The organism is Pseudomonas sp. P4_C1 (genome assembly GCF_056402155.1).
Map to the genome: position 1 here is coordinate 1 of NZ_JBFUHY010000016.1, position 20,103 is coordinate 20,103.

Sequence of the window (20,103 nt, forward strand, 5' to 3'; positions counted from 1 at the left end):
ACATAACATAGATGTTGAATGGTAGGCCGCAATCGCGAGCAAGCTCGCTCCCACAAGGGGTTTTGGTTAACGGTCTGGAATGTCTCAAGCCACAGACGCACTGTTCTAGAATGGCCCGACGCAACCTATAACAACAATGAGAGTGACCCGATGATGCAAGCTCAACTGTTGAGCCAGCGCAGCAGAGTGTTCGACCATGCCGACCCTTATGCGGTGTCAGGCTACGTCAATCAGCACGTCGGCAACCACTGCATTCTCATGCCCCGCGCCGGCAGTCCGCTGGCCAGCCTCGATCATCGCAAGTTCGCCAGCCTCGACCTGTGCCGYATCAGTTACGGTGCCAGTGTGCGCGTGACGTCCGGTGCGCTGGACAGCATTTATCACCTGCAAGTGCTGCTGCGCGGCAATTGCCTGTGGCGTGGCCACGGCCAGGAACATTACTTCGCCCCCGGCGAGCTGCTGTTGATCAATCCCGATGATCCGGTGGACCTGACGTACTCCGCCGATTGCGAAAAATTCATCCTCAAAGTCCCGACCCGCTTGTTTGAATCGGTCTGCGATGAGCAGCGCTGGCGCTATCCGGGGCAGGGCGTGCGGTTTCTGGAAAACCGTTATCAGCTCAATGAACTGGAAGGTTTCGTTAACCTGTTGGCGATGATCTGCCAGGAGGCCGAATCCACCGAGCAGATCCCCAGGGTGCAGGAGCATTACACGCAGATCATCGTCAGCAAGATGCTCAGCCTGATGAAAACCAATGTCTGCCGCCTCGAACTGGGCTCGCAGACGGCCACGTTCGAGGCGATTGCCGATTACATCGCCAATAACCTCAAGCAGGACATCGACAGCGAAGCACTGGCGCGCCAGGCGCACATGAGCCTGCGTTCCTTGTACGGACTGTTCGAGCGCAATGCCGGCGTCACGCCGAAAAACTACCAGCGCCAGAAACGCCTGGAACGCATCAACGCCTGCCTGAACGACCCGACCTGCAACGTGCGCAACATCACCGAAGTGGCGATGGACTACGGCTTCCTGCACCTGGGACGGTTCTCCGACAGCTACCGCAAGCAGTTCGGCGAGTTGCCGTCGGATACCCTCAAGCGCCGGCATTGAGCTTTCAAGTTTGATGTTGTCTGGTCTGGCCCCATCGCGAGCAAGCTCGCTCCCACAGTGTTATTGGCTGGATGCAAAATTTGCGTTCAACCGAAATCACTGTGGGAGCGAGCTTGCTCGCGATGGGGCCGGTACATTCACCATTGATGGCGCCTGACACACCACCAGTGACTGCACAAAACGGATAAAGGTCTGCACCCCGCGGATACTCCAGCCTGACCCCCCGTCCTAGCATGGCCCTGCCTGAACAATAACAATGGAGGCGGCGGCCATGTCCCTGCGACCCGAATATTTGCATTCCCTGCTTGAAGACGATCCCGAGCAGGGCCTCTATCGCTGCAAGCGCGAGATGTTCACCGACCCCCGGTTGTTCGATCTGGAGATGCAGCACATCTTCGAGGGCAACTGGCTCTACCTGGCACACGAAAGCCAGATTCCCAATATCAACGATTTCTACACCACCACCATGGGGCGCCAGTCGATCTTCATCGCACGCAACAAGGACGGTGTACTCAACGCCTTCATCAATGCCTGCAGCCACCGCGGCGCGACCCTGTGCCGGCACAAGTCCGGCAACAAGAGCTCCTACACCTGCCCGTTCCACGGCTGGACCTTCAACAACTCCGGCAAGCTGCTAAAGGTCAAGGATCCGGCCAACGCCGGCTACCCGGCGAGCTTCAACTGCGAAGGCTCCCACGACCTGACCCGCGTCGCGCGTTTCGAGTCCTATCGCGGCTTCCTGTTCGGCAGCCTCAAGGCCGATGTGCTGCCACTGGTCGAGCACCTGGGCGAGTCGGCGAAGATCATCGACATGATCGTCGATCAGTCGCCTGATGGCCTGGAAGTGCTGCGTGGTTCTTCGAGCTACATCTACGAAGGCAACTGGAAACTCACCGCCGAAAACGGCGCCGACGGCTACCACGTCAGCTCCGTGCACTGGAACTACGCGGCTACCCAGAATCAGCGCAAGCAGCGCGAGGCCGGCGACAGCAATCCGACCATGAGCGCCGGCAGCTGGGCCAAGCAGGGTGGTGGTTTCTATTCCTTCGACAAGGGCCACATGCTGCTCTGGACCCGCTGGGCCAACCCCGAGGACCGTCCGCTGTACGAGCGTCGCGACGAACTGGCGCAAGACTTCGGCAAGGCCCGCGCCGACTGGATGATCGAGAACTCGCGCAATTTGTGCCTTTACCCCAACGTGTACCTGATGGACCAGTTCAGCTCGCAGATCCGCATCGCCCGGCCGATCTCGGTCAACCGCACGGAAATCACCATTTACTGCATCGCCCCCAAGGGCGAGAGCGACCACGCCCGTTCCAGCCGGATTCGTCAGTACGAGGACTTCTTCAACGTCAGCGGCATGGCCACTCCGGACGACCTGGAAGAATTCCGCTCCTGCCAGACCAGCTATCAGGGCAGCGTCACCACCTGGAACGACATGTCCCGTGGTGCCGAGCACTGGATCGAAGGCGCTGACGAGGCCGCCAAAGAGATTGACCTGCACCCGTTGCTCAGTGGCGTACGCACCGAAGACGAAGGTCTGTTCGTGCTGCAACACAAGTACTGGCAGCAGACCATGCTCAAGGCCCTGGCTGATGAGCAATCGGAACTGATCGCCGTGGAGGACGTGCAATGACCATCACCTACGACAGCGTGCGTGATTTTCTCTACCGCGAAGCGCGCTACCTCGACGATCGGCAGTGGGACGAATGGCTGGAACTGTATGCCCCGGACGCGACGTACTGGATGCCGTCCTGGGACGACAATGACGAATTGACCGAGGACCCACAGCGGGAAATCTCGCTGATCTGGTACGGCAACCGCACGGGCCTGGAAGACCGCATCTTCCGCATCAAGACCGAGCGCTCCAGCGCCAGCGTGCCGGACACCCGCACCTCCCACAACATCAGCAACATCGAGCTGCTTGAACAGGCTGACGGATTGTGCAAGGTGCGCTTCAACTGGCACACCCTGAGCTTTCGCTACAAAACCGTCGACAGCTATTTCGGCAGCAGTTTCTACACCCTCGACGTGCGCGGTGAAAACCCGTTGATCAAGGCCAAGAAAGTGATCCTGAAGAACGACTACGTTCGTCAGGTCATCGATGTTTACCACCTGTGAGGCGGCCGTCATGACCCATTCCATTGCATTCAACTTTGAAGACGGCGTCACCCGATTCATCGACGCAAATGCCGGCGAAACCGTGGCCGATGCCGCGTACCGCCAGGGCATCAATATTCCGCTGGACTGCCGCGACGGTGCCTGCGGTACCTGCAAATGTTTTGCTGAAGCCGGCACTTACGATCTTGGTGAGGAATACATCGAAGACGCCCTCAGCCCTGAAGAGGCCGAGCAGGGTTTTGTCCTGACCTGCCAGATGCGCGCCCAAAGCGATTGCGTGGTGCGGGTGCCGACCTCCTCGGAGGTCTGCCGCACCCGTCAGGCCAGTTTTGAGGCGACCATCAGCGCCGTGCGCCAGTTGTCCGACAGCACCATCGCGCTGTCGATCAAGGGCGAGGCCTTGAGCAAACTGGCGTTCCTGCCGGGGCAGTACGTGAACCTGGGGATTCCCGGCAGCGAGCAGACCCGCGCCTATTCCTTCAGTTCGTTGCAGCGCGACGGTGAGGTCAGTTTCCTGATCCGCAACGTACCCGGCGGCCTGATGAGCAGCTTCCTGACCGGCATGGCCAAGGCCGGCGACAGCATGAGCCTGGCTGGCCCCTTGGGCAGCTTCTACCTGCGGGACATCCGTCGGCCGCTCTTGCTGCTGGCCGGTGGCACCGGGCTGGCGCCGTTCACCGCGATGCTGGAGAGGATCGCCGAGCAGGGCAGCGATCATCCGCTGCATCTGATCTACGGCGTGACCCACGATTTCGATCTGGTGGAAATCGACCGCCTCGAAGCCTTTGCCGCGCGCATCCCCAACTTCACCTTCAGCGCTTGCGTCGCCAGCCCCGAGAGCCGGCACCCGCTCAAGGGCTACGTGACCCAGCACATCGAGCCAAAGCATTTGAACGATGGCGACGTCGACGTCTACCTGTGCGGCCCGCCGCCGATGGTCGAGGCCGTCAGCCAGTTCATCCGCGAACAGGGCATCGCGCCTGCCAACTTTTACTACGAAAAATTTGCCGCCAGCGCGGCTTGAGTCGCCCCAATGTGGGAGCGGGCGACCGCACATTTTGTGCACGACACAGATCCAGTGTGGGAGCGAGCTTGCTCCGGGCGGCGTTCCGATGATGGCGTCCTGCCAGGCAACATCAATGCTGAATGTTCCGGCCTCATCGCGAGCAAGCTCGCTCCCACACTGGATCTGTGTCGTCCGGGATGCCAATTTTCGTCATGAGGTACACATGAACAGATTTCAAGACAAAGTCGCACTGATCACCGGCGCTGCCCAAGGCATCGGGCGGCGGGTGGCCGAGCGCATGGCCGCCGAAGGGGCGAAGCTGATCCTGGTGGATCGCTCCGACCTGGTGTTCGAAGTCCAGCAGCAGTTGGCGCCAACCACCCAGGTACTGGCCCTGACCGCCGACCTGGAGCAATACGGGGAATGCAGCCGGGTGATGCAAACCGCCGTCGAGCGCTTCGATCGCCTCGACGTGTTGGTCAATAACGTCGGCGGGACGATCTGGGCCAAGCCGTTCGAGCACTATGAAGCGTCGCAGATCGAGGCCGAGGTTCGCCGTTCGCTGTTCCCGACCTTGTGGTGTTGCCATGCGGCGCTGCCGTTCATGCTGGAGCAGGGCAGCGGGGCGATCGTCAACGTATCCTCCATCGCCACCCGCAGCCTCAATCGCGTGCCCTACGGTGCGGCAAAGGGTGGGGTCAATGCGTTGACCGCTTGTCTGGCATTCGAAACCGCCGGTCGTGGCGTGCGGGTCAACGCCACTGCACCTGGCGGCACCGAAGCACCGCCGCGACGCATACCCCGCAACGGTGCCGAGCAGAGTGAGCAGGAAAAGCTCTGGTACCAGCAGATCGTCGACCAGACCCTCGACAGCAGTTTGATGAAACGCTACGGCACCCTGGATGAGCAGGCGGGGGCTATTCTGTTTCTGGCCAGCGACGAAGCGTCCTATATCACCGGCATGGTCATGCCCGTGGGCGGCGGCGATCAGGGCTGAGGCGAGCGACAGACAACCCCATCCGCAAACAACGGAGTCATGGTGATGAGTGACAAACCCACGATCGTGCTGGTCCATGGTTTTTGGGGCGGCGCTGCCCACTGGAACAAGGTCATCGTCAAATTGCTCGGCCGGGGTGACACGAACATTCGTGCCGTCGAGTTACCGCTGACTTCGCTGGCCGATGATGCCGAGCGTACGCGCAAGATGGTCGCCCAGGTGCCGGGGCCGGTGCTGCTGGTCGGGCACTCCTATGGCGGTGCGGTGATCACTGAGGCGGGCGACCAGCCGAATGTGGTGGGCCTGGTGTATATCGCCGCGTTCGCGCCGGACGCCGGTGAAAGCCCCGGTGGCATCACGCAACGGCATCTGCCAGCGGCGGCGGCCAACCTGGCTCCCGACAGCGACGGTTATCTGTGGGTCAAGCCAGAGCTCTATCACGAAAGCTTTTGTCAGGACCTGCCGGCGACCGAAGGATTGGTCATGGGCCTCACCCAGAAAGCGCCGCTGGCCAGTACCTTCGGTGACACCATCGGCACGGTGGCCTGGAAGAAAAAACCATCGTGGTATCAGATTTCGACCGGGGACCGGATGATCGCTCCACAAAACCAGCAATGGATGGCTGAGCGGCTGAACGCCCGGGAGATTCTGACCTTGACTGCCAGCCATGCGTCCCTGGCGTCGATGCCCGCCGAAGTGGCGGCATTGATCGACAGGGCAGCGACGGCGTTGGCCAAGGGTTAGGGTCCAAGTGCAACCGGATTCGGGAATTTCCATGGCGATGTCTGGTCGGTATTTTGGAGAAGGGCGGGTGTAAGGTAAGCAAGTCAACCTGATTTCACTGTCCAGGAGGAGGTGACTATGAGCGTTCCGATGCTGAACAAAATGCACATGAACGGCTATGACGTACTCAGAGTGAGCAACGGGCCCTGGCGGGTATGTACCCAGGGAGACCGACTGGGTTCATTTGACAGTCGGGAAGAAGCGCTGGCGTTTGCCGCGTCGCTACCCGGCTACAGGGCTCGTGCCGGCAGGCCTGCGCGCAGCCATCAAGCAAAGTGAATCCAGCCCGAAGCCCCGGTTCTCCGGGGCTTCTTCATGATGCAACGGCGCTAGTAACCACCGCCTCCGCTGGGGCGGGAGGGTTCTCGAGCCTTTTGCTGCATGTGGCTCCATTCCGCGCACGTCATAAAGCTTTTGTGGTCGACCATGCCCCGGCCGTCAAAGCTGACATTGAACGCTTGTTGATGACCGGACTGAGTCAGTTTGTAGTCGAAGCACGTACCGGGTTCGACGGTACGACCGGTGACCGCCAAGGGCTGGCCGCCGATTTGCCGGACTTGCTCCTGTGTCATGCCGGTGTCGACTTTTGCGACCAGCGGCTGGTCCTGGTAGATCGAGTTGGTGCTGCAGCCTGCCAACGCGGTCAGTGCGACAACCAGCGTGAATAGAGGCCTGTTCATGGCAGCGCTCCCGCTATTGAGCCTTGTTGCGGCTAATGACCTTGGCTTTCACTTCCTCGGCATAGCCGGACAGTTTTTCTTCATCACCCTGAAATAAAGAACACAGTCTTTGCACGGCTTGCGCGTCGGCTTCGCTCCCGAGCAGGCGCAATTGCTCCTCGATGCGCAACAGTTCCACTGCCGACCAGCGCAAATCTGACGCCAGCCCTTGCAGATCACGCCGAAGTTCCTGTTCCGATTCGTTAAGCCACATGATGACCTCCTGAACTCTGCACACCGAAATTTTAGACCTGTTTGCCGGGCTGGATGTTGTGTTTGTCTGAATCGGCGGGGTTTCCTTTGGTCGGGAATTAAAAGTGAACGAGAAAATACGCTGTCCTGCTCAAGAAAGATGGTTGGCGTATCTGAACTCAAGGAACTAACCGGGGGAGCCGATATCAATGACGGTCGCTGAATCGTTGAGGATGGATGTACGGACGACGGCGAGCTACATTTTCTCTTTTCGAATTTAAGGAATCCACATGCGGATGTTGATGGGGGGAGTCGTGCTGGCGTTGCTGGCCGGATGTTCGTTGCCAGCGTCACTGGTACCGGGCGAGCCGAATGTCAGCAAGCACAGCGCGAAGACGCCAAAAGAGTATGCGGCGTGCGTTTTACCGGCCTGGCAAAAGGAAGTAGCGAATACCACCCAGGTTTCGATATCCAACGGATTCCGTATCACCGCGCCCAGTGTGATCACGGCCGACGAAGTGCTGGATATCGTGAAGTACAAGGACGGCAGCCGGATTTCGCTGTATCAGGGGCCACCTTGGGCCAAATCCGGCGATCTGCGCAAAATCGTGCACGACTGCTTGTAAACGCGGGAGAGTGAGAATCGGTCGCCGACTGCTTTTCGCCGAATCGAGAAAAAACCGGATGCCTGGTGTGCATCCGGTTTTTTTTTGTGTGTGAATCAGTCTGAAAGATTGGTTGTCGGGATGATCTGCTCGCTGGCCTGAGCGCCACTTTTGCGTTCCCGACGTTCGTTCATCCAGCTTTCCACTTTTACGCCGAATTCCGGCGGGGCTTTGCGCCCGAATTTCCTGGCAATGTCCAGGATGGTTTGTTGGGCGAGGGCCTCTTCCATGCGTTTTTGCGCAACCATCATCGCGCCATGGATCGCACACATTCCGTCCAATGCCCATTCAGGCGGTGCGCCGTCAAACACTGCGCAACGGCCACGGATCTCCCGGCAATCGAAAATCGATTTGCGACCGTCGATGGCGTTGACGATATCCAGCAAGGTGATTTCGTCAGCGGGGCGGGCCAGCTTGAAGCCACCGCGCACGCCTTCAGTGGCGACCACCAGTTCGCCTTTGGCCAGTTTGGTGAAGATTTTCGCCAGATAGTCCTGGGGGACACCTTGCAGATCGGCAAGGTCGCGCACGCTCGCCTCGCGCGAGTCGCCGCCATTACCCACCAGAAAAAGCAGGCAGTGGATGCCGTATTCGACACCCGCGCTGTAAAGAGACATGCAGATCTCCGACTGAATTAGTCGCAAATTTTAGCAGCCGAAAGCAAGTCAGGCAACGAATCCCTCCTCGTTCAATCTTTTTTCATGACAGCTAACGCATCTTCTGATGCGCTGAATACATGGGGGTCAGCTCAGGGATCAGGTTTTTCGATGGTGACCCTCGGTAAAAACCTGTTGCAGGTTTTAACTAGGATCAATACAGTCGTAGTTGTTAGGTCGCAGCGGCAGGCGCTTATCCGGGTACAACCCGATGGCGATCCTTGAACCGCTCAACGATTTTCAACACATGGTCATTCCCCCCAGGAGTCAAAAATGAAGCAGCACATTCTGGTAATCGGCGCAGGTTTCGGTGGCATGTGGACCGCTTTGAGTGCCACCCGCCTGTTCGACATTCACGGCCACAACGACGTTGAAGTGACCGTGCTGGCTCCCCAGGCCGAGCTGCGTGTGCGTCCGCGCTTCTACGAGCCGAACGCCCACCAACTGGCCGCGCCGATTGGCGACCTGTTCGATGCCGTAGGGGTCAAGTTCATCAAGGGCGCGGCGCAGACCATCGACGTCGGGCAAAAACAGGTCGGCTATGTCGATGCCACAGGTGCCCGACAAGTCTGCAGCTACGACAAACTCGTTCTGGCCACCGGCAGCCGCCTGGCTTCGCCGAACACGCCGGGCGTGGCCGAACATGCCTTCGACGTCGATCAGATCGAACAGGCCGTGCGTCTGGAAAACCACCTCAAGGCGCTGGCCAATCAGCCCGAAAGCAAGGCGCGCAACACGGTGGTGGTGGCCGGTGGCGGTTTCACCGGGATCGAAACGGCGACTGAAATGCCGAGCCGCCTGCGGGCCATCCTCGGCGACCGTGCCGACATCAATGTGATCATCGTTGACCGCGGTGACAAAGTTGGCGGTTCGATGGGTGAGGAAATCGCCGAATCGATCGTCGAGGCCAGCCTGGCAACCGGCGTGCAATGGCACTTGAAAGCCTCGGTTGTGTCGGTCGATGCCAACGGCGTGACCCTGTCCGACGGTGCTCGCATCGACGCCAACACCGTGGTCTGGACCACCGGCGTTCGCGCCAGCTCCCTGACCGAGCAGATTCCGGCCGAGCGCGATCACCTGGGCCGCCTGCATGTCGACGCGCACCTGAAAGTCATTGGCCAGGACGATATCTTCGCCACCGGCGACGTCGCTTATGCAGCCAGCGACGAGATCGGCAACTACGCCTTGATGACCTGTCAGCACGCTATTTCGCTGGGCCGCCATGCCGGCAACAACGTCGCCGCGCAGCTTCTCGGTGTCGACCCGACGCCCTACAGCCAGCCAAAGTACGTGACCTGCCTCGATCTGGGCGCCTGGGGCGCAGTGTACACCGAGGGTTGGGACCGTCAGGTCAAGTTGGTCAAGCATGAAGCCAAGGCATTGAAGACTCAGATCAACACCCAGTGGATCTATCCGCCAGCAGCTGATCGTGTCGCTGCATTGGCTTCGGCGGATCCGATGATTCCTGTGGCCTGATTGATTCGAACATCGCGCCTGAATAAAAAAATCCCGTTCGGGTTCGCCTGAGCGGGATTTTTTACGTGTTGATTGCCTGTGTGAAATTTACCGTGTATTTTTTCATGAAATTAAAAATAGAAAATTTCACGAGGCCGTATGTTTCAGCAATCCACCCGGCATGTCGCCAGTTACTACGCCCATACCTGCGCCGATCGTCTGGTCGATCGAGCCGCACTGGAAGGTGAGCAAGACACCGAAGTGCTGATCATCGGGGCTGGTTTCAGTGGGTTGCACACGGCTTTGCGCCTGGCGCTGGCCGGCAAGCGCGTGACCCTGCTCGAAGCCAGCCGGGTGGCCTGGGCCGCTTCGGGGCGCAATGGCGGGCAGGCGATTCTCGGTTGGTCGTGCGACATGCCACCGCTGGAAGCGGCGCTGGGTTACGAACGGGCGCGGCGCTTGTGGGACGGCATGCGCTGGGCTGCGCGGGAACTGCGTGACTTGCCTGGCCGCCATGAGTTCGATTGCGACTACCGCGCCGGTCATCTGTGGACCTCGGTAATGCCCCGTCGGGTAGGCCTGCTGACCGAATGGCAACACGAGGCCAGCCACAAGTGGGGCCACGACAAACTGCAATTTATCGAGCGCAGTGAATTGCCCCAGTGGGTTGCCAGCGAGCGTTATCAGGCCGGCCTGTTCGATCCCGAGGGCGGGCATTTGAACCCGCTGAAACTGGCCCTGGGCCTTGCGGATGCGATCGAGCGGGCCGGTGGCCGCATCCACGAGCAAAGCAAGGCGCTGAGCTATGGCGAGGAGGGCGACGGGTTTGTGGTGACCACCGAGCGCGGTCGTATTCGCGCCGACGTGCTGGTGCTGGCGTGCAACGCTTACCTCGACCGACTCGACCCGCAACTGGCGAGTTGCGTGTTGCCGGTCGGGACGTATCAGGTCGCGACTGCGCCGCTGACGAAGGAGCAAGCCACCGCGCTGCTGCCGAGCAACGTGTGTGTTACCGACAACCAGTTCGTGCTCGATTATTTCCGCCGTACCCCGGACAACCGCCTGCTGTTCGGAGGTGGTTGCACCTACCTGGGTTGGATGCCCAAGGACATCGCCGCGGCGACCCGGCCGTTCCTGGAGCGGGTGTTCCCACAACTCATGGGCGTCGAACTGGAGTTTGCCTGGGGCGGACACATCGACCTGACCCTCAAGCGCACACCGGATATCGGACGGCGCGGCGATCTTTACTGGATGCAGGGGTATTCCGGGCATGGCGTGTTGCCGACACTGGCCGCGGCGCGGGCGGTGTCCGACGCGATCCTCGGTCAGCCCGACGAGTTGTCCCTGTACCAGGGCCTGAACAACGGCAGTTTTCCCGGCGGCAAATACCTGGCCGCGCCGCTGGAAGCCATCGGCAAGGCCTGGTATCGACTGCGCGACAGCATTTGAAGCGACACTTTCTGGAAGCCTCAAGATGGACATGCAAGAAGAAATCTCGGCGCTGGCGATCCTGATCCAGGACCTGCGCAAACACAAAAAGTACACCCTGAAGGAACTGGCGGACAAAATCGGTCGCTCCGTGGGTTTTCTGTCCCAGGTCGAGCGCGGCCTGTCGCGCCCGACGGTGGCGGACTTGACCGCCATCAGCGAAACCCTCGGCGTGCCGACCACCTATTTCTACAGCCTGCCCAAACCCATGGCCTTGCCCTGGGTCACCCGCCCGGACGAGCGCCGCACGCTGTACTACGCCGACGGCATCACCGACATCCTCGTTTCGCCAAAAATGCGTGCGTCCTTTTCGATGCTCGAAAGCCAGCTCGAACCCGGTGCCAGCAGCGGCGACCGGCACATGAAGGACAGCTCGGAGCAGGGCGGTTACGTCCTGGAAGGGGAACTGACCCTGTGGCTCGACGACAACGAACCGGTGACCCTGCATCCCGGCGACAGCTTTCAACTGGCCAGCCATGCGCACTGCCGCTACGGCAACCGGTCCGATCAACTGACCCGTGTGCTTTGGGTTTACACCTGATAACAACAAGGAATAAATCGATGGATGCTGTGTGCTCTGAACTGCTGGCCGAGGTTCGCAACTTCCGCCACTGCAACCCCGAAGTGCGTTATGTCGATCTGATCTCCCTGGACATTCCGGGGCATTTCTACGGCAAGCGCTACCCGATCGAGATGCTGGAAAAAGTCGCTGCCGGCAGTGCACTGAAGCTGCCGCAGAACTGCGTGTTGCTCGGCACCCAGGGCGGGCTGTTCAAGATCGGCGATTACTGCTTCAACGATGGTGACCCGGACGCGCTGCGCCGTTTGGTGCCCGGCACCTTGAAGCTGGTGACCTGGGAAAAGCAGCCTCTGGGCCAGATGTTGATCACCTCCGACGGCACGGACAAACCCATCGAATTCGAACCCCGTGAAGTGCTGGCGCGAGTGCTGGACCGGCTGCACCGTAAAGGCATTTTCCCGGTGGTGGCCTTCGAGCTGGAGTTTTACCTGTTCGACAGTCACTTGAAGGACGGCTTGCCGCAATTTCCCCGTGACGAACTGACCGGCGATGCCGACGATCAGCCGAACATGCACATCGAACGCTTGTCGCGCTTCGCCCCGGTGCTCGATGAAATGGTCGAGACCGCGCGAGCCCAGGGCGTCGATGCCACGGTGATCACCGCCGAGCTCGGCCCGGGCCAGTTCGAAATCAACTTTGGCCATTGCGATGACGGCCTGCGCGCCGCCGACTGGGCGGCCCTGTTCTGCCGCAGCACCCGGGGCGTGGCGCTCAAGCACAACTTGCGCGCCAGCTTCATGGCCAAACCTTACTTGCAGCACCCCGGCAGCGGCATGCACGTGCATGTCAGCCTGTATGACCAGGCCGGCAATAACCTGCTGGCGGCGAACGGCCAGCGGGCGCTGCGCCATGCGGTGGCAGGTTGCCTGGATGTGTTGCCGCACTGCATGCCGATCTTTGCCCCGAACCACAACGCCATGCGCCGCTTGAGCGCCACGGTGAACGTCGCGTCCCGCGCCAGTTGGGGTTTCGAGGATCGCGATGCCTGCTTGCGTATTCCGGAGTCGGACATCAAGAACCTGCGCATCGAACATCGCCTGGCCGGCGCCGATGCCAACCCCTATCTGGCGTTGGCGGCGATTCTGGTGGGGTTGGAGCAAGGCCTGGAAGGGGAGCGCGAGCCGATTGCACCGCTCAACGAAGACCGCAGCAGTGGCATCGATTTTCCGTTGGAAATGCTCGAAGCGGTGCAGGCCATGCAAAGTCATGCATCGCTGCGCGAAGGCTTGGGGGCGGAGTTTGTGGACGTCTACTGCGAAAACAAGCGTCAGGATCATCTGGCATTTCTGCATGACATCAGCGCGCGGGAGTATCGCTGGTTCCTGTAGTCGCCCTTAGAAAACATGTGGATATTGAAGGGGTTAGAAGGATTAGTAACTGGATAGTGAATAAAAATATCTTGTTACAGGCCGAAATATTCCGTAATATCCGCGCCGCGTTCACCACCACGGTTTATGCATTTTTAAATCCCAGGCGTCCATCAGCTGCCTGGGATTTTTTTTGCCTGAAATTCAGTCCGCCGCTGACTCCATCATCGGCGCACGCTTGCCGAGCTTCATCAGCCAGTAATAACTCAACGCCGGCACCAGCAACCCGACGATCCACGCCAGGTCCACCCCGTCCAGCGCCGTGGCCACCGGGCCGACGTACAACGTGGTGTTCATGAACGGAATTTCCAGGGCAATCGCCAGCAGGAAACTGCCGCAGGCAATCCGGTTGACCCGTCCGTAGATCCCGTTCAGGTCGAAGATGTCGTCAATCCGGTACTGGCCTTTGCGCAGGCAGTAGTAGTCCACCAGATTGATCGCCGTCCACGGGATCAGGAAGTAGCTCATGAAGAAGATGAAGTTGAGGAAGAAGTTGATGAAGTCGTCCTGACTGATGGTGCACAGGGCCGTGGCCACCAGGCTGATCAGCAGCATGAACACACCGCGTACCCGCGGCGTCACCTTGAGCCGGGCAAAAGGCTCGATCACGGTGATGGTCGACATGAACGCGCCGTACAGGTTGAACACGTTGATCGACACCTGGCCGTAGACGATGAAGGCGAACAACAGCACCGCGCCAGTGCCGAACAGACCGGCGACATGCCCGCCGACATTGCTGGAGAAGTCACCGATGCCGACGCTCAGGATCGCCCCGAGAATCATCATCCACGCGCCACCGCTGACCGTGCCGGCGTAGCTGTACCAGAACACCTGGGCGGTCGACGTGTTGCTTGGCAGGTAGCGCGAGTAGTCGGCGACGTAAGGCGCATAGGACAGTTGCCAGGTCACGGCAATGCTCACCGCCACCAGGAACTTCGACAACGAGAAGCCGGTTGGCAGCCATTGTTCGGCCGGGATCGGCAACTGCAAGGCGAGCACCGTGGCGGCGACGAACACCACCAGCGACAGAATCGACAGTAGCTTCTGCAAGCGGTGAATCAACCGATAGCCATAGAGCGCGACGACGAAGCACAACGCGCCGATCAGGTAGATATTGCCGGACATCGGCAGCGGGCTGACGGACTCCAGCGCCTGGGCCGCGAGCAAGGTGTTGCTGACGAAGAAGCCCAGGTAGATCAGCATCACGAACAGCAGCGGTAACACCGCCCCCAGCACGCCGAATTGCGCCCGGCTCTGGATCATTTGCGGAATGCCCAGCTTCGGTCCCTGGGCCGAATGGGAGGCCATGAAAATCGCCCCCAGCAACGAGCCGATGATGATCGCCAGCGCACTCCAGAACAGGTTGAGCCCCATCACCACCGGCAACACGCCGGAGGCGATGGTGGTGATGTTCATGTTGGCGCCGAACCAGATATAGAACAGCGAACCCGGCTTGCCGTGGCGTTCGGTCTCGGGGATGAAATCGATGCTTCTTTTTTCGACTTGCATGACGATCACTCCTGAGTCCGGACGAGACGGGATTGCAGACGGGCGATGGTGCTTTCCAGCTCACGGGGCTGGTGGGCAAACAGGTCCGGCTGCTCGGGGACCAGGCTGATGTAATCGCGGTGTTCCAGGGCGCGCTGGCACTCGGTCGTGGTGAGGATTTCCAGCGCGTAGACCCAGTTGGCCAGGATCAGCAGGGCCGAGTAATGCCCGGCCCCGGTGGTCGCGGTGCAGGCATCGCTGACCAGGCGCACGCGATAACCCAGGGCGAAGGCATCGAACACACTGGTCAGCACGCAGACGTCGGTCAGCACGCCGCAGACGATCAGCGTGTCGACCTCCATTGCCTTGAGTCGGGCATCGAGGTCGGTGAGGTGAAAGGCACTGTAACGGCCCTTGTCGATGATCAATTCACCGGGCTGTGGCGTCAGCGACCCGATGATTTCCACTTGCCGGGTGCCGGCGCGGTAACTGCCGGGGCCACCGTCGGCGGCCAGGGGTTCGCCGTGGGGCAGGTCACTGCCGTCGGCTTGATTGATGTGGCGGGTATAGATGACAGGCATCCGCTGATGGCGGGCGGTATCGAGCAGGGCGGCGGTATGGGCGACCACCCTGTCGAAGTTTTCCAGGACGAAGCCGTCCTCCTGCTGCATGTCGATGATCAACAGCGCGTTGTTATTGTTCATTGGGCAAACCTGATCAAGGCGAAACACGATGCACCGTACGCGCCATGCAATGGCGAGACGCGGGGTGCGTGATTGGCTGTTCGGGTGGGCTCAGTGAACTATTTGCCAGAAGCCGTTCTGCTTGGCCGAAACGCTGGCGCGCAGGCGCTTGAAATGCAGGTGCGAAGCGGTCCATCCGCCGCGCAGGTAAGCCCGCGCGGCGCTGGAGGGAAGGGCGAGTGATGGGAGACGACCAGTCATCATTGGAATCGACCTTTGTAGGAGCGAGCTTGCGTTGAGGCCGGCACATCCAGCATTGATGTTGACTGACCCACCGCAATCGCGAGCAAGCTCGCTCCCACAGTTGATCTGTGCCGGATACGAAGCCTGTGTACACCCTCGAACATTGTGGGAGCGAGCTTGGTCCGGGCGGCGTTCCGACGATGAGGCCGGCACATCCAGCATTGATGTTGACTGACACTCCGCTATCGCGAGCAGGCTCCCACCGTTGAGGTGTGCTGCGCCCCGGCTTCGCGTCCGGGGAGCAGAGCGGCACAATCAGCGGAACGCTGGCACCACGTGCTTGATGAACAGCTCCAGGGATTTTTTCTTCTCCGCGTGGGGCAGGCTGTTATCGCACCAGAAGCTGAATTCGTCGACCCCCAGTTCCTGGTAGTACTTGATGCGCGGAATGATTTCTTCCGGGGTGCCGATCATGGCGGTCTTGTGCAGGCTTTCCAGTTCGAATTCCGGGCGACCGGCGAATTTCTCCTCCGGGCTCGGCGCGAGGAAGCCGTTGACCGGGGTGGTCTTGTTGCCGAACCAGGCATCGAAGGTGCGGTAGAACTTGGAGATCGCCTTGGCCCCGACTTGCCAGCCTTCTGGATCGTCAGCGGTGTGCACGTGGGTGTGACGCAGCACCATCAATTGCGGGCGCGGCACGCCAGGATTGTTGTCCAGGGCAGCCTGGAATTTGTTCTTCAGGTCGAGGACTTCTTCGTCGCCTTTCATCAGCGGCGTGACCATGACGTTACAGCCGTTGGCCACGGCGAAGTTGTGCGAGTCCGGATCGCGGGCGGCGATCCACATCGGTGGGTTCGGCTGCTGAATCGGCTTGGGCACGCTGGTGGAGGTCGGGAATTTCCAGATGTCGCCGTCATGGGCGTAGTCGCCGCTCCACAGTGCCCGCACCACCGGAACCATTTCCCGCAGCGCCTGGCCGCCGGAGGACGCTGGCATGCCGCCGGCCATGCGGTCGAACTCGATCTGGTAGGCACCACGGGCCAGACCCACTTCCATGCGCCCGTTGCTGATCACGTCGAGCAACGCGCATTCACCGGCCACCCGCAGCGGATGCCAGAACGGCGCGATGATGGTGCCGGCGCCCAGGTGAATGGTGGTGGTCTTGCCCGCCAGATAAGCCAGCAACGGCATCGGGCTTGGCGAGATGGTGTACTCCATGGAGTGGTGTTCGCCGATCCACACGGTGCTGAAACCACCGGCTTCGGCCATCAGGGTCAGTTCGGTCAGGTCTTCGAACAACTGGCGGTGGCTGACGCTTTCGTCCCAACGTTCCATGTGTACGAACAGGGAAAACTTCATGACGCTTACCTCGAATCTTTTGTTGTTGGCCTGTCGACTGCGGGCCTGTTGTTAATTGGTATACCATAATACGATATTTCTGCAAAAACATTTCTCTGCCGGCAGCCCGCTCCCACAGGGTATGCGCTTATTCCATTGACTTCGGCGTCAGGCCAGAACGGGCAGGGCACCCATCTTGCCGTGGCAATACACCAGCGGCCCGCTGCTCTGCCGGGGCACGATCAGGTTTTTCACCGCGCCGACCATGATGGCGTGGTCACCGCCTTCATATTCGCGCCACAGCTCACATTCGATGACCGCCGTGGCGTTGGCCAGAATCGGGTTGCCCAACTCGCTGAGCGTCCACTCGATCCCCTGGGCCTTGTCCTTGCCTTTGCGTGCGAAAGCATAGGCTTCGTTTTGCTGGCCGCCGGAAAGCACGTGGATGGCGAAGCGCTTGTTCTTGATCAACACCGGGTAGGAATCGGAGCTGTAGTTGGGGCAGAACAACACCAGGGCCGGGTCCATCGACAGCGAGCTGAAGGCGCTGGCGGTCAGGCCGACGATTTGCCCGTCGTCATCCAGGGTGGTGATCACGGTCACTCCGGACGGGAACGAACCCATGACTTGTTTGTAGATGGCGGCATCGATCATTGGACGGTCCTCGGGTGGTGTGACGCGTTTTTATGTGTTGTAGGTCTGATGGTATACCGTAATACATCTATTGCAAGGTCTTTTTAGGTGAACCGATAAACGTAAGGTACTCGTCTGAAACCCAATGATTACGGGGTATTCAGCTAGCAAGTGCTGGCGTGAATCGGGCAGGATGCCGGCTCAGATGCTTGTTCAAAGACCGGATCAGTCTTGTTTAAAGTTTGGAATACCATAATATGGTTCGCATCTGAGGGGCGGCCAGAGAGTCCCCCCGGTTTGGCTTCATACAAAGATAAGAACAGACAAACTCGAGTTCATGCACATGTCCCAGATGTCCCGGCAAGATCCGTTGATCGAGAATCACACGGTCGACTACGTTCCACTCGCAGAGCGCCACGGGAAGGCCCGCGATCTTTTCACCCTGTGGTTCAGCACCAACATCGCGCCACTGCCCATCGTCACCGGCGCGATGGTGGTCCAGGTGTTCCACCTCAACCTGTTCTGGGGCTTGCTGGCGATTGCCCTCGGGCACATGGTCGGCGGTGTGGTGATTGCCCTCGCGTCCGCCCAGGGGCCGTGCATGGGCATTCCGCAGATGGTGCAGAGCCGTGGTCAGTTCGGCCGCTATGGCGCGCTGCTGATCGTGTTCTTCGCGGCGCTGATCTACATCGGTTTCTTCATTTCCAACATCGTGCTGGCAGGTAAATCGATTGTCGGCATTGCGCCGTCGGTTCCGGTGCCGGCCAGCATTCTCATCGGTGCCCTCAGTGCCACGGCGATCGGGGTGATTGGCTACCGCTTCATCCATACCCTCAACCGCATCGGCACCTGGGTGATGGGCAGCGCGTTGCTCGCCGGTTTCCTCTACATCTTCGCCCATGACTTGCCGGCGGACTTCTTCACTCGCGGCGGCTTCAACCTGTCCGGCTGGCTGGCCACGGTCTCGCTGGGCATCATCTGGCAAATCAGCTTCTCGCCGTACGTGTCGGACTACTCGCGCTACCTGCCGGCGGATATCGGCATCACCCGGCCGTTCTTCGCCACCTACCTGGGGGCGACCCTGGGCACGATCCTGTCGTTCACCTTCGGCGCCGTAGCGGTACTGGCAACCCCGGAAGGCACCGAGGCGATGGCGGCAGTCAAGCAGTCCACCGGTTGGCTGGGGCCGATCCTGATGGTGTTGTTCCTGCTCAACATCATCAGCCACAACGCCTTGAATCTGTATGGCGCGGTGCTGTCGATCATCACTTCGATCCAGACCTTCGCCAGCCAGTGGACGCCGAGCATCAAGGTGCGCGTGGTGTTGTCGGGCATCGTACTGGCGGGTTGCTGCGTGGTGGCGCTGGGCGCTTCGGCGAACTTCATTTCGCAGTTCATCGGCCTGATTCTTGCCCTGTTGCTGGTCTTGGTGCCGTGGGCCTCGATCAACCTGATCGACTTTTACCTGATCAAGCGTCGTCGCTATGACATCGCATCGATCTTCCGCGCTGACGGCGGCATCTACGGTCGCTTCAACCTGCACGCGATCATCGCTTACTTCATCGGCATCATCGTGCAGCTACCGTTCGCCAATACTTCGCTGTACGTCGGGCCATACGCCAATCTGGTCGAGGGCGCGGACCTGTCGTGGCTGGTGGGACTGGTGGTGACGTGTCCGTTGTATTACTGCCTCGCTACGCGAAGCCAGGCGCAGGAAAGCCGTTCGGTGAAGTTCGGCTACACCGATTGAACTAATGGAATGCTGCAGTTTGTAGGAGCGAGCCTGCTCGCGATGGACGTCAACGATAACGCGTGCTTACCGGTTAAACGCGGCGCACTTGAGTCCTTCGCGAGCAGGCTCGCTCCTACATAAGCGTCAGCACATCGACCACTCAGGAATGTTTGAACGCATTCAGGCCGCGTTGTACCGCCGGCCTGGCTTCGACGGTATCGAACCAGCGCGAAAGTTGCGCAAGCTCTTTCCATTCCAGTCGATCACGGAACGCTGTGGCGATGGTGAACGCCGAAATGTCGGCCATGGAGAACTGCGCTCCGGCCATGAACCCGGCAGTCAAAAAACTTTCCGCGTAAGTCAGTTGCTCGATCACCCGCAGATCGATGATCGCCGCCGCCTTGTCCTGCCCTGCCTGGTGCAGAAAAAACGCGGCCTGGCTGGGGGCGATGACATCGGTCACGAAAAAGAAATAGCGGTCAATCACCCGGATACGCTCAGGTCCGGGCTGCGCTGGTGCCAGCCGTCCCGGTGCCTTGGAGTCGGCGTACTGAATGATGGCGTTTGACTGGTTGATCACCAGCGCCGGTGTCGTACCGTGATCGATCAGGGTCGGGACTTTCCCGGCCGGGTTCAGCGCCAGGAAGGCCGGGCCACGGTGTTCCTGCGCATACAGGTCGAGCCTGCGTGCCGTGTAGGCGATGCCGGATTCTTCCAGGGCAATCGCGGCCCGCAGGCTGTTGCCGGTGTTCGCGCCGTACAGTTCGATTTGATCGTTCATGGGTCATTGCTCCTGTCGGGACACAGGCAGACACCGAACACTGCCGATGATGTCAGTATGATGAAA

The 20,103-nt window shown here is 60.1% G+C and carries 22 protein-coding genes; 13 read left to right on the forward strand and 9 right to left on the reverse strand.

The features are described from left to right. Window positions 1-150 precede the first annotated feature (150 nt). The 7 genes from AC1DU9_RS12665 (at window position 151) to AC1DU9_RS12695 (ending at window position 6,296) form a co-directional block, all read left to right on the forward strand. Window positions 151-1,110 carry an AraC family transcriptional regulator gene (locus AC1DU9_RS12665; RefSeq protein WP_477810231.1) on the forward strand — a complete coding sequence of 320 codons (960 nt, stop codon included), beginning with the start codon at window positions 151-153 and terminating at the stop codon, window positions 1,108-1,110. A 271-nt stretch (window positions 1,111-1,381) separates the two neighbouring features. Continuing rightward, window positions 1,382-2,746: a benzoate 1,2-dioxygenase large subunit gene (benA, locus tag AC1DU9_RS12670; protein WP_223463153.1), complete on the forward strand. Its 1,365-nt coding sequence runs from the start codon at window positions 1,382-1,384 to the stop codon at window positions 2,744-2,746. Further along, window positions 2,743-3,231, forward strand: a complete 489-nt coding sequence (gene benB / locus AC1DU9_RS12675; RefSeq protein WP_108218028.1) for a benzoate 1,2-dioxygenase small subunit — start codon at window positions 2,743-2,745, stop codon at window positions 3,229-3,231. Before benA ends, benB begins: the two co-directional genes overlap by 4 nt. 10 nt (window positions 3,232-3,241) lie before the next feature. Continuing rightward, window positions 3,242-4,255: a benzoate 1,2-dioxygenase electron transfer component BenC gene (gene benC, locus AC1DU9_RS12680; RefSeq protein WP_223463152.1), complete on the forward strand. Its 1,014-nt coding sequence runs from the start codon at window positions 3,242-3,244 to the stop codon at window positions 4,253-4,255. Window positions 4,256-4,460: 205 nt separating this feature from the next. Next, entirely contained in the window at window positions 4,461-5,234 is a 774-nt protein-coding gene (locus AC1DU9_RS12685) for a 1,6-dihydroxycyclohexa-2,4-diene-1-carboxylate dehydrogenase (RefSeq protein ID WP_477810232.1), read from the forward strand. A gap of 45 nt (window positions 5,235-5,279) precedes the next feature. After that, the gene (locus AC1DU9_RS12690; RefSeq protein ID WP_477810233.1) at window positions 5,280-5,978 is read left to right on the forward strand and encodes an alpha/beta hydrolase; all 699 of its coding nucleotides are present in this window, start codon (window positions 5,280-5,282) and stop codon (window positions 5,976-5,978) included. Window positions 5,979-6,095: 117 nt separating this feature from the next. Then, window positions 6,096-6,296 (forward strand): DUF2188 domain-containing protein, encoded by a 201-nt coding sequence (locus AC1DU9_RS12695; protein WP_223463149.1) that lies wholly within the window; start codon window positions 6,096-6,098, stop codon window positions 6,294-6,296. A 50-nt stretch (window positions 6,297-6,346) separates the two neighbouring features. Here AC1DU9_RS12695 and osmE read toward each other — a convergent pair whose 3' ends face one another. Next, window positions 6,347-6,697, reverse strand: a complete 351-nt coding sequence (osmE, locus tag AC1DU9_RS12700; RefSeq protein WP_223463148.1) for an osmotically-inducible lipoprotein OsmE — start codon at window positions 6,695-6,697, stop codon at window positions 6,347-6,349. Between the two features lie 13 nt (window positions 6,698-6,710). Further along, window positions 6,711-6,950, reverse strand: coding sequence for a hypothetical protein (locus tag AC1DU9_RS12705; RefSeq protein WP_108218034.1), 240 nt, complete (start codon window positions 6,948-6,950; stop codon window positions 6,711-6,713). Between the two features lie 268 nt (window positions 6,951-7,218). On the opposite strand from AC1DU9_RS12705, the gene AC1DU9_RS12710 reads away from it, so the two are divergent. Then, a complete protein-coding gene (locus tag AC1DU9_RS12710; protein ID WP_223463147.1) occupies window positions 7,219-7,554 on the forward strand; it encodes a hypothetical protein in 336 nt (111 codons plus the stop codon). 95 nt (window positions 7,555-7,649) lie between these two features. On the opposite strand, the gene AC1DU9_RS12715 is transcribed toward AC1DU9_RS12710, so the two are convergent. Continuing rightward, the gene (locus AC1DU9_RS12715) at window positions 7,650-8,210 is read right to left on the reverse strand and encodes an RrF2 family transcriptional regulator (protein WP_477810234.1); all 561 of its coding nucleotides are present in this window, start codon (window positions 8,208-8,210) and stop codon (window positions 7,650-7,652) included. A 312-nt stretch (window positions 8,211-8,522) separates the two neighbouring features. Here AC1DU9_RS12715 and AC1DU9_RS12720 point away from each other — a divergent pair, with 312 nt between their 5' ends. The 4 genes from AC1DU9_RS12720 (at window position 8,523) to AC1DU9_RS12735 (ending at window position 13,100) form a co-directional block, all read left to right on the forward strand. Beyond that, complete coding sequence (locus AC1DU9_RS12720; RefSeq protein ID WP_477810235.1) at window positions 8,523-9,725, forward strand: NAD(P)/FAD-dependent oxidoreductase; 1,203 nt, start codon at window positions 8,523-8,525, stop codon at window positions 9,723-9,725. Between the two features lie 138 nt (window positions 9,726-9,863). After that, on the forward strand, window positions 9,864-11,153 hold the full coding sequence (locus AC1DU9_RS12725; protein ID WP_477810236.1) for an NAD(P)/FAD-dependent oxidoreductase: 1,290 nt from the start codon (window positions 9,864-9,866) through the stop codon (window positions 11,151-11,153). 25 nt (window positions 11,154-11,178) lie between these two features. After that, window positions 11,179-11,733 (forward strand): helix-turn-helix domain-containing protein, encoded by a 555-nt coding sequence (locus tag AC1DU9_RS12730; protein ID WP_223463143.1) that lies wholly within the window; start codon window positions 11,179-11,181, stop codon window positions 11,731-11,733. Window positions 11,734-11,753: 20 nt separating this feature from the next. After that, window positions 11,754-13,100, forward strand: a complete 1,347-nt coding sequence (locus tag AC1DU9_RS12735; RefSeq protein ID WP_477810237.1) for a glutamine synthetase family protein — start codon at window positions 11,754-11,756, stop codon at window positions 13,098-13,100. A 183-nt stretch (window positions 13,101-13,283) separates the two neighbouring features. On the opposite strand, the gene AC1DU9_RS12740 is transcribed toward AC1DU9_RS12735, so the two are convergent. The 5 genes from AC1DU9_RS12740 to AC1DU9_RS12760 form a co-directional block, all read right to left on the reverse strand. Next, on the reverse strand, window positions 13,284-14,648 hold the full coding sequence (locus AC1DU9_RS12740) for a purine-cytosine permease family protein (RefSeq protein ID WP_477810238.1): 1,365 nt from the start codon (window positions 14,646-14,648) through the stop codon (window positions 13,284-13,286). A 5-nt stretch (window positions 14,649-14,653) separates the two neighbouring features. Further along, window positions 14,654-15,331 carry a cysteine hydrolase family protein gene (locus tag AC1DU9_RS12745; RefSeq protein ID WP_477810239.1) on the reverse strand — a complete coding sequence of 226 codons (678 nt, stop codon included), beginning with the start codon at window positions 15,329-15,331 and terminating at the stop codon, window positions 14,654-14,656. Window positions 15,332-15,421: 90 nt separating this feature from the next. After that, a complete protein-coding gene (locus tag AC1DU9_RS12750; protein ID WP_223463169.1) occupies window positions 15,422-15,571 on the reverse strand; it encodes a hypothetical protein in 150 nt (49 codons plus the stop codon). Between the two features lie 297 nt (window positions 15,572-15,868). Further along, window positions 15,869-16,912 carry an LLM class flavin-dependent oxidoreductase gene (locus AC1DU9_RS12755; protein WP_477810240.1) on the reverse strand — a complete coding sequence of 348 codons (1,044 nt, stop codon included), beginning with the start codon at window positions 16,910-16,912 and terminating at the stop codon, window positions 15,869-15,871. Between the two features lie 147 nt (window positions 16,913-17,059). Then, window positions 17,060-17,545, reverse strand: a complete 486-nt coding sequence (locus AC1DU9_RS12760; RefSeq protein WP_008000480.1) for a flavin reductase family protein — start codon at window positions 17,543-17,545, stop codon at window positions 17,060-17,062. A gap of 322 nt (window positions 17,546-17,867) precedes the next feature. On the opposite strand from AC1DU9_RS12760, the gene AC1DU9_RS12765 reads away from it, so the two are divergent. Continuing rightward, window positions 17,868-19,274: a purine-cytosine permease family protein gene (locus AC1DU9_RS12765; protein ID WP_223463138.1), complete on the forward strand. Its 1,407-nt coding sequence runs from the start codon at window positions 17,868-17,870 to the stop codon at window positions 19,272-19,274. Between the two features lie 142 nt (window positions 19,275-19,416). Here the strand turns inward: AC1DU9_RS12765 and AC1DU9_RS12770 are convergent, their stop codons facing one another. Beyond that, window positions 19,417-20,037 carry a glutathione S-transferase family protein gene (locus AC1DU9_RS12770; protein WP_223463137.1) on the reverse strand — a complete coding sequence of 207 codons (621 nt, stop codon included), beginning with the start codon at window positions 20,035-20,037 and terminating at the stop codon, window positions 19,417-19,419. Window positions 20,038-20,103 lie beyond the last annotated feature (66 nt).

Excerpts from the sequence above, each read along its gene's own strand:
- benA (WP_223463153.1), top strand. The coding sequence starts at position 1,382 with ATGTCCCTGCGACCCGAATATTTGCATTCCCTGCTTGAAGACGATCCC.
- benB (WP_108218028.1), top strand. The coding sequence starts at position 2,743 with ATGACCATCACCTACGACAGCGTGCGTGATTTTCTCTACCGCGAAGCG.
- benC (WP_223463152.1), top strand. The coding sequence starts at position 3,242 with ATGACCCATTCCATTGCATTCAACTTTGAAGACGGCGTCACCCGATTC.
- AC1DU9_RS12685 (WP_477810232.1), top strand. The coding sequence starts at position 4,461 with ATGAACAGATTTCAAGACAAAGTCGCACTGATCACCGGCGCTGCCCAA.
- AC1DU9_RS12690 (WP_477810233.1), top strand. The coding sequence starts at position 5,280 with ATGAGTGACAAACCCACGATCGTGCTGGTCCATGGTTTTTGGGGCGGC.
- AC1DU9_RS12695 (WP_223463149.1), top strand. The coding sequence starts at position 6,096 with ATGAGCGTTCCGATGCTGAACAAAATGCACATGAACGGCTATGACGTA.
- osmE (WP_223463148.1), bottom strand. The coding sequence starts at position 6,697 with ATGAACAGGCCTCTATTCACGCTGGTTGTCGCACTGACCGCGTTGGCA.
- AC1DU9_RS12705 (WP_108218034.1), bottom strand. The coding sequence starts at position 6,950 with ATGTGGCTTAACGAATCGGAACAGGAACTTCGGCGTGATCTGCAAGGG.
- AC1DU9_RS12710 (WP_223463147.1), top strand. The coding sequence starts at position 7,219 with ATGCGGATGTTGATGGGGGGAGTCGTGCTGGCGTTGCTGGCCGGATGT.
- AC1DU9_RS12715 (WP_477810234.1), bottom strand. The coding sequence starts at position 8,210 with ATGTCTCTTTACAGCGCGGGTGTCGAATACGGCATCCACTGCCTGCTT.
- AC1DU9_RS12720 (WP_477810235.1), top strand. The coding sequence starts at position 8,523 with ATGAAGCAGCACATTCTGGTAATCGGCGCAGGTTTCGGTGGCATGTGG.
- AC1DU9_RS12725 (WP_477810236.1), top strand. The coding sequence starts at position 9,864 with ATGTTTCAGCAATCCACCCGGCATGTCGCCAGTTACTACGCCCATACC.
- AC1DU9_RS12730 (WP_223463143.1), top strand. The coding sequence starts at position 11,179 with ATGGACATGCAAGAAGAAATCTCGGCGCTGGCGATCCTGATCCAGGAC.
- AC1DU9_RS12735 (WP_477810237.1), top strand. The coding sequence starts at position 11,754 with ATGGATGCTGTGTGCTCTGAACTGCTGGCCGAGGTTCGCAACTTCCGC.
- AC1DU9_RS12740 (WP_477810238.1), bottom strand. The coding sequence starts at position 14,648 with ATGCAAGTCGAAAAAAGAAGCATCGATTTCATCCCCGAGACCGAACGC.
- AC1DU9_RS12745 (WP_477810239.1), bottom strand. The coding sequence starts at position 15,331 with ATGAACAATAACAACGCGCTGTTGATCATCGACATGCAGCAGGAGGAC.
- AC1DU9_RS12750 (WP_223463169.1), bottom strand. The coding sequence starts at position 15,571 with ATGACTGGTCGTCTCCCATCACTCGCCCTTCCCTCCAGCGCCGCGCGG.
- AC1DU9_RS12755 (WP_477810240.1), bottom strand. The coding sequence starts at position 16,912 with ATGAAGTTTTCCCTGTTCGTACACATGGAACGTTGGGACGAAAGCGTC.
- AC1DU9_RS12760 (WP_008000480.1), bottom strand. The coding sequence starts at position 17,545 with ATGATCGATGCCGCCATCTACAAACAAGTCATGGGTTCGTTCCCGTCC.
- AC1DU9_RS12765 (WP_223463138.1), top strand. The coding sequence starts at position 17,868 with ATGTCCCAGATGTCCCGGCAAGATCCGTTGATCGAGAATCACACGGTC.
- AC1DU9_RS12770 (WP_223463137.1), bottom strand. The coding sequence starts at position 20,037 with ATGAACGATCAAATCGAACTGTACGGCGCGAACACCGGCAACAGCCTG.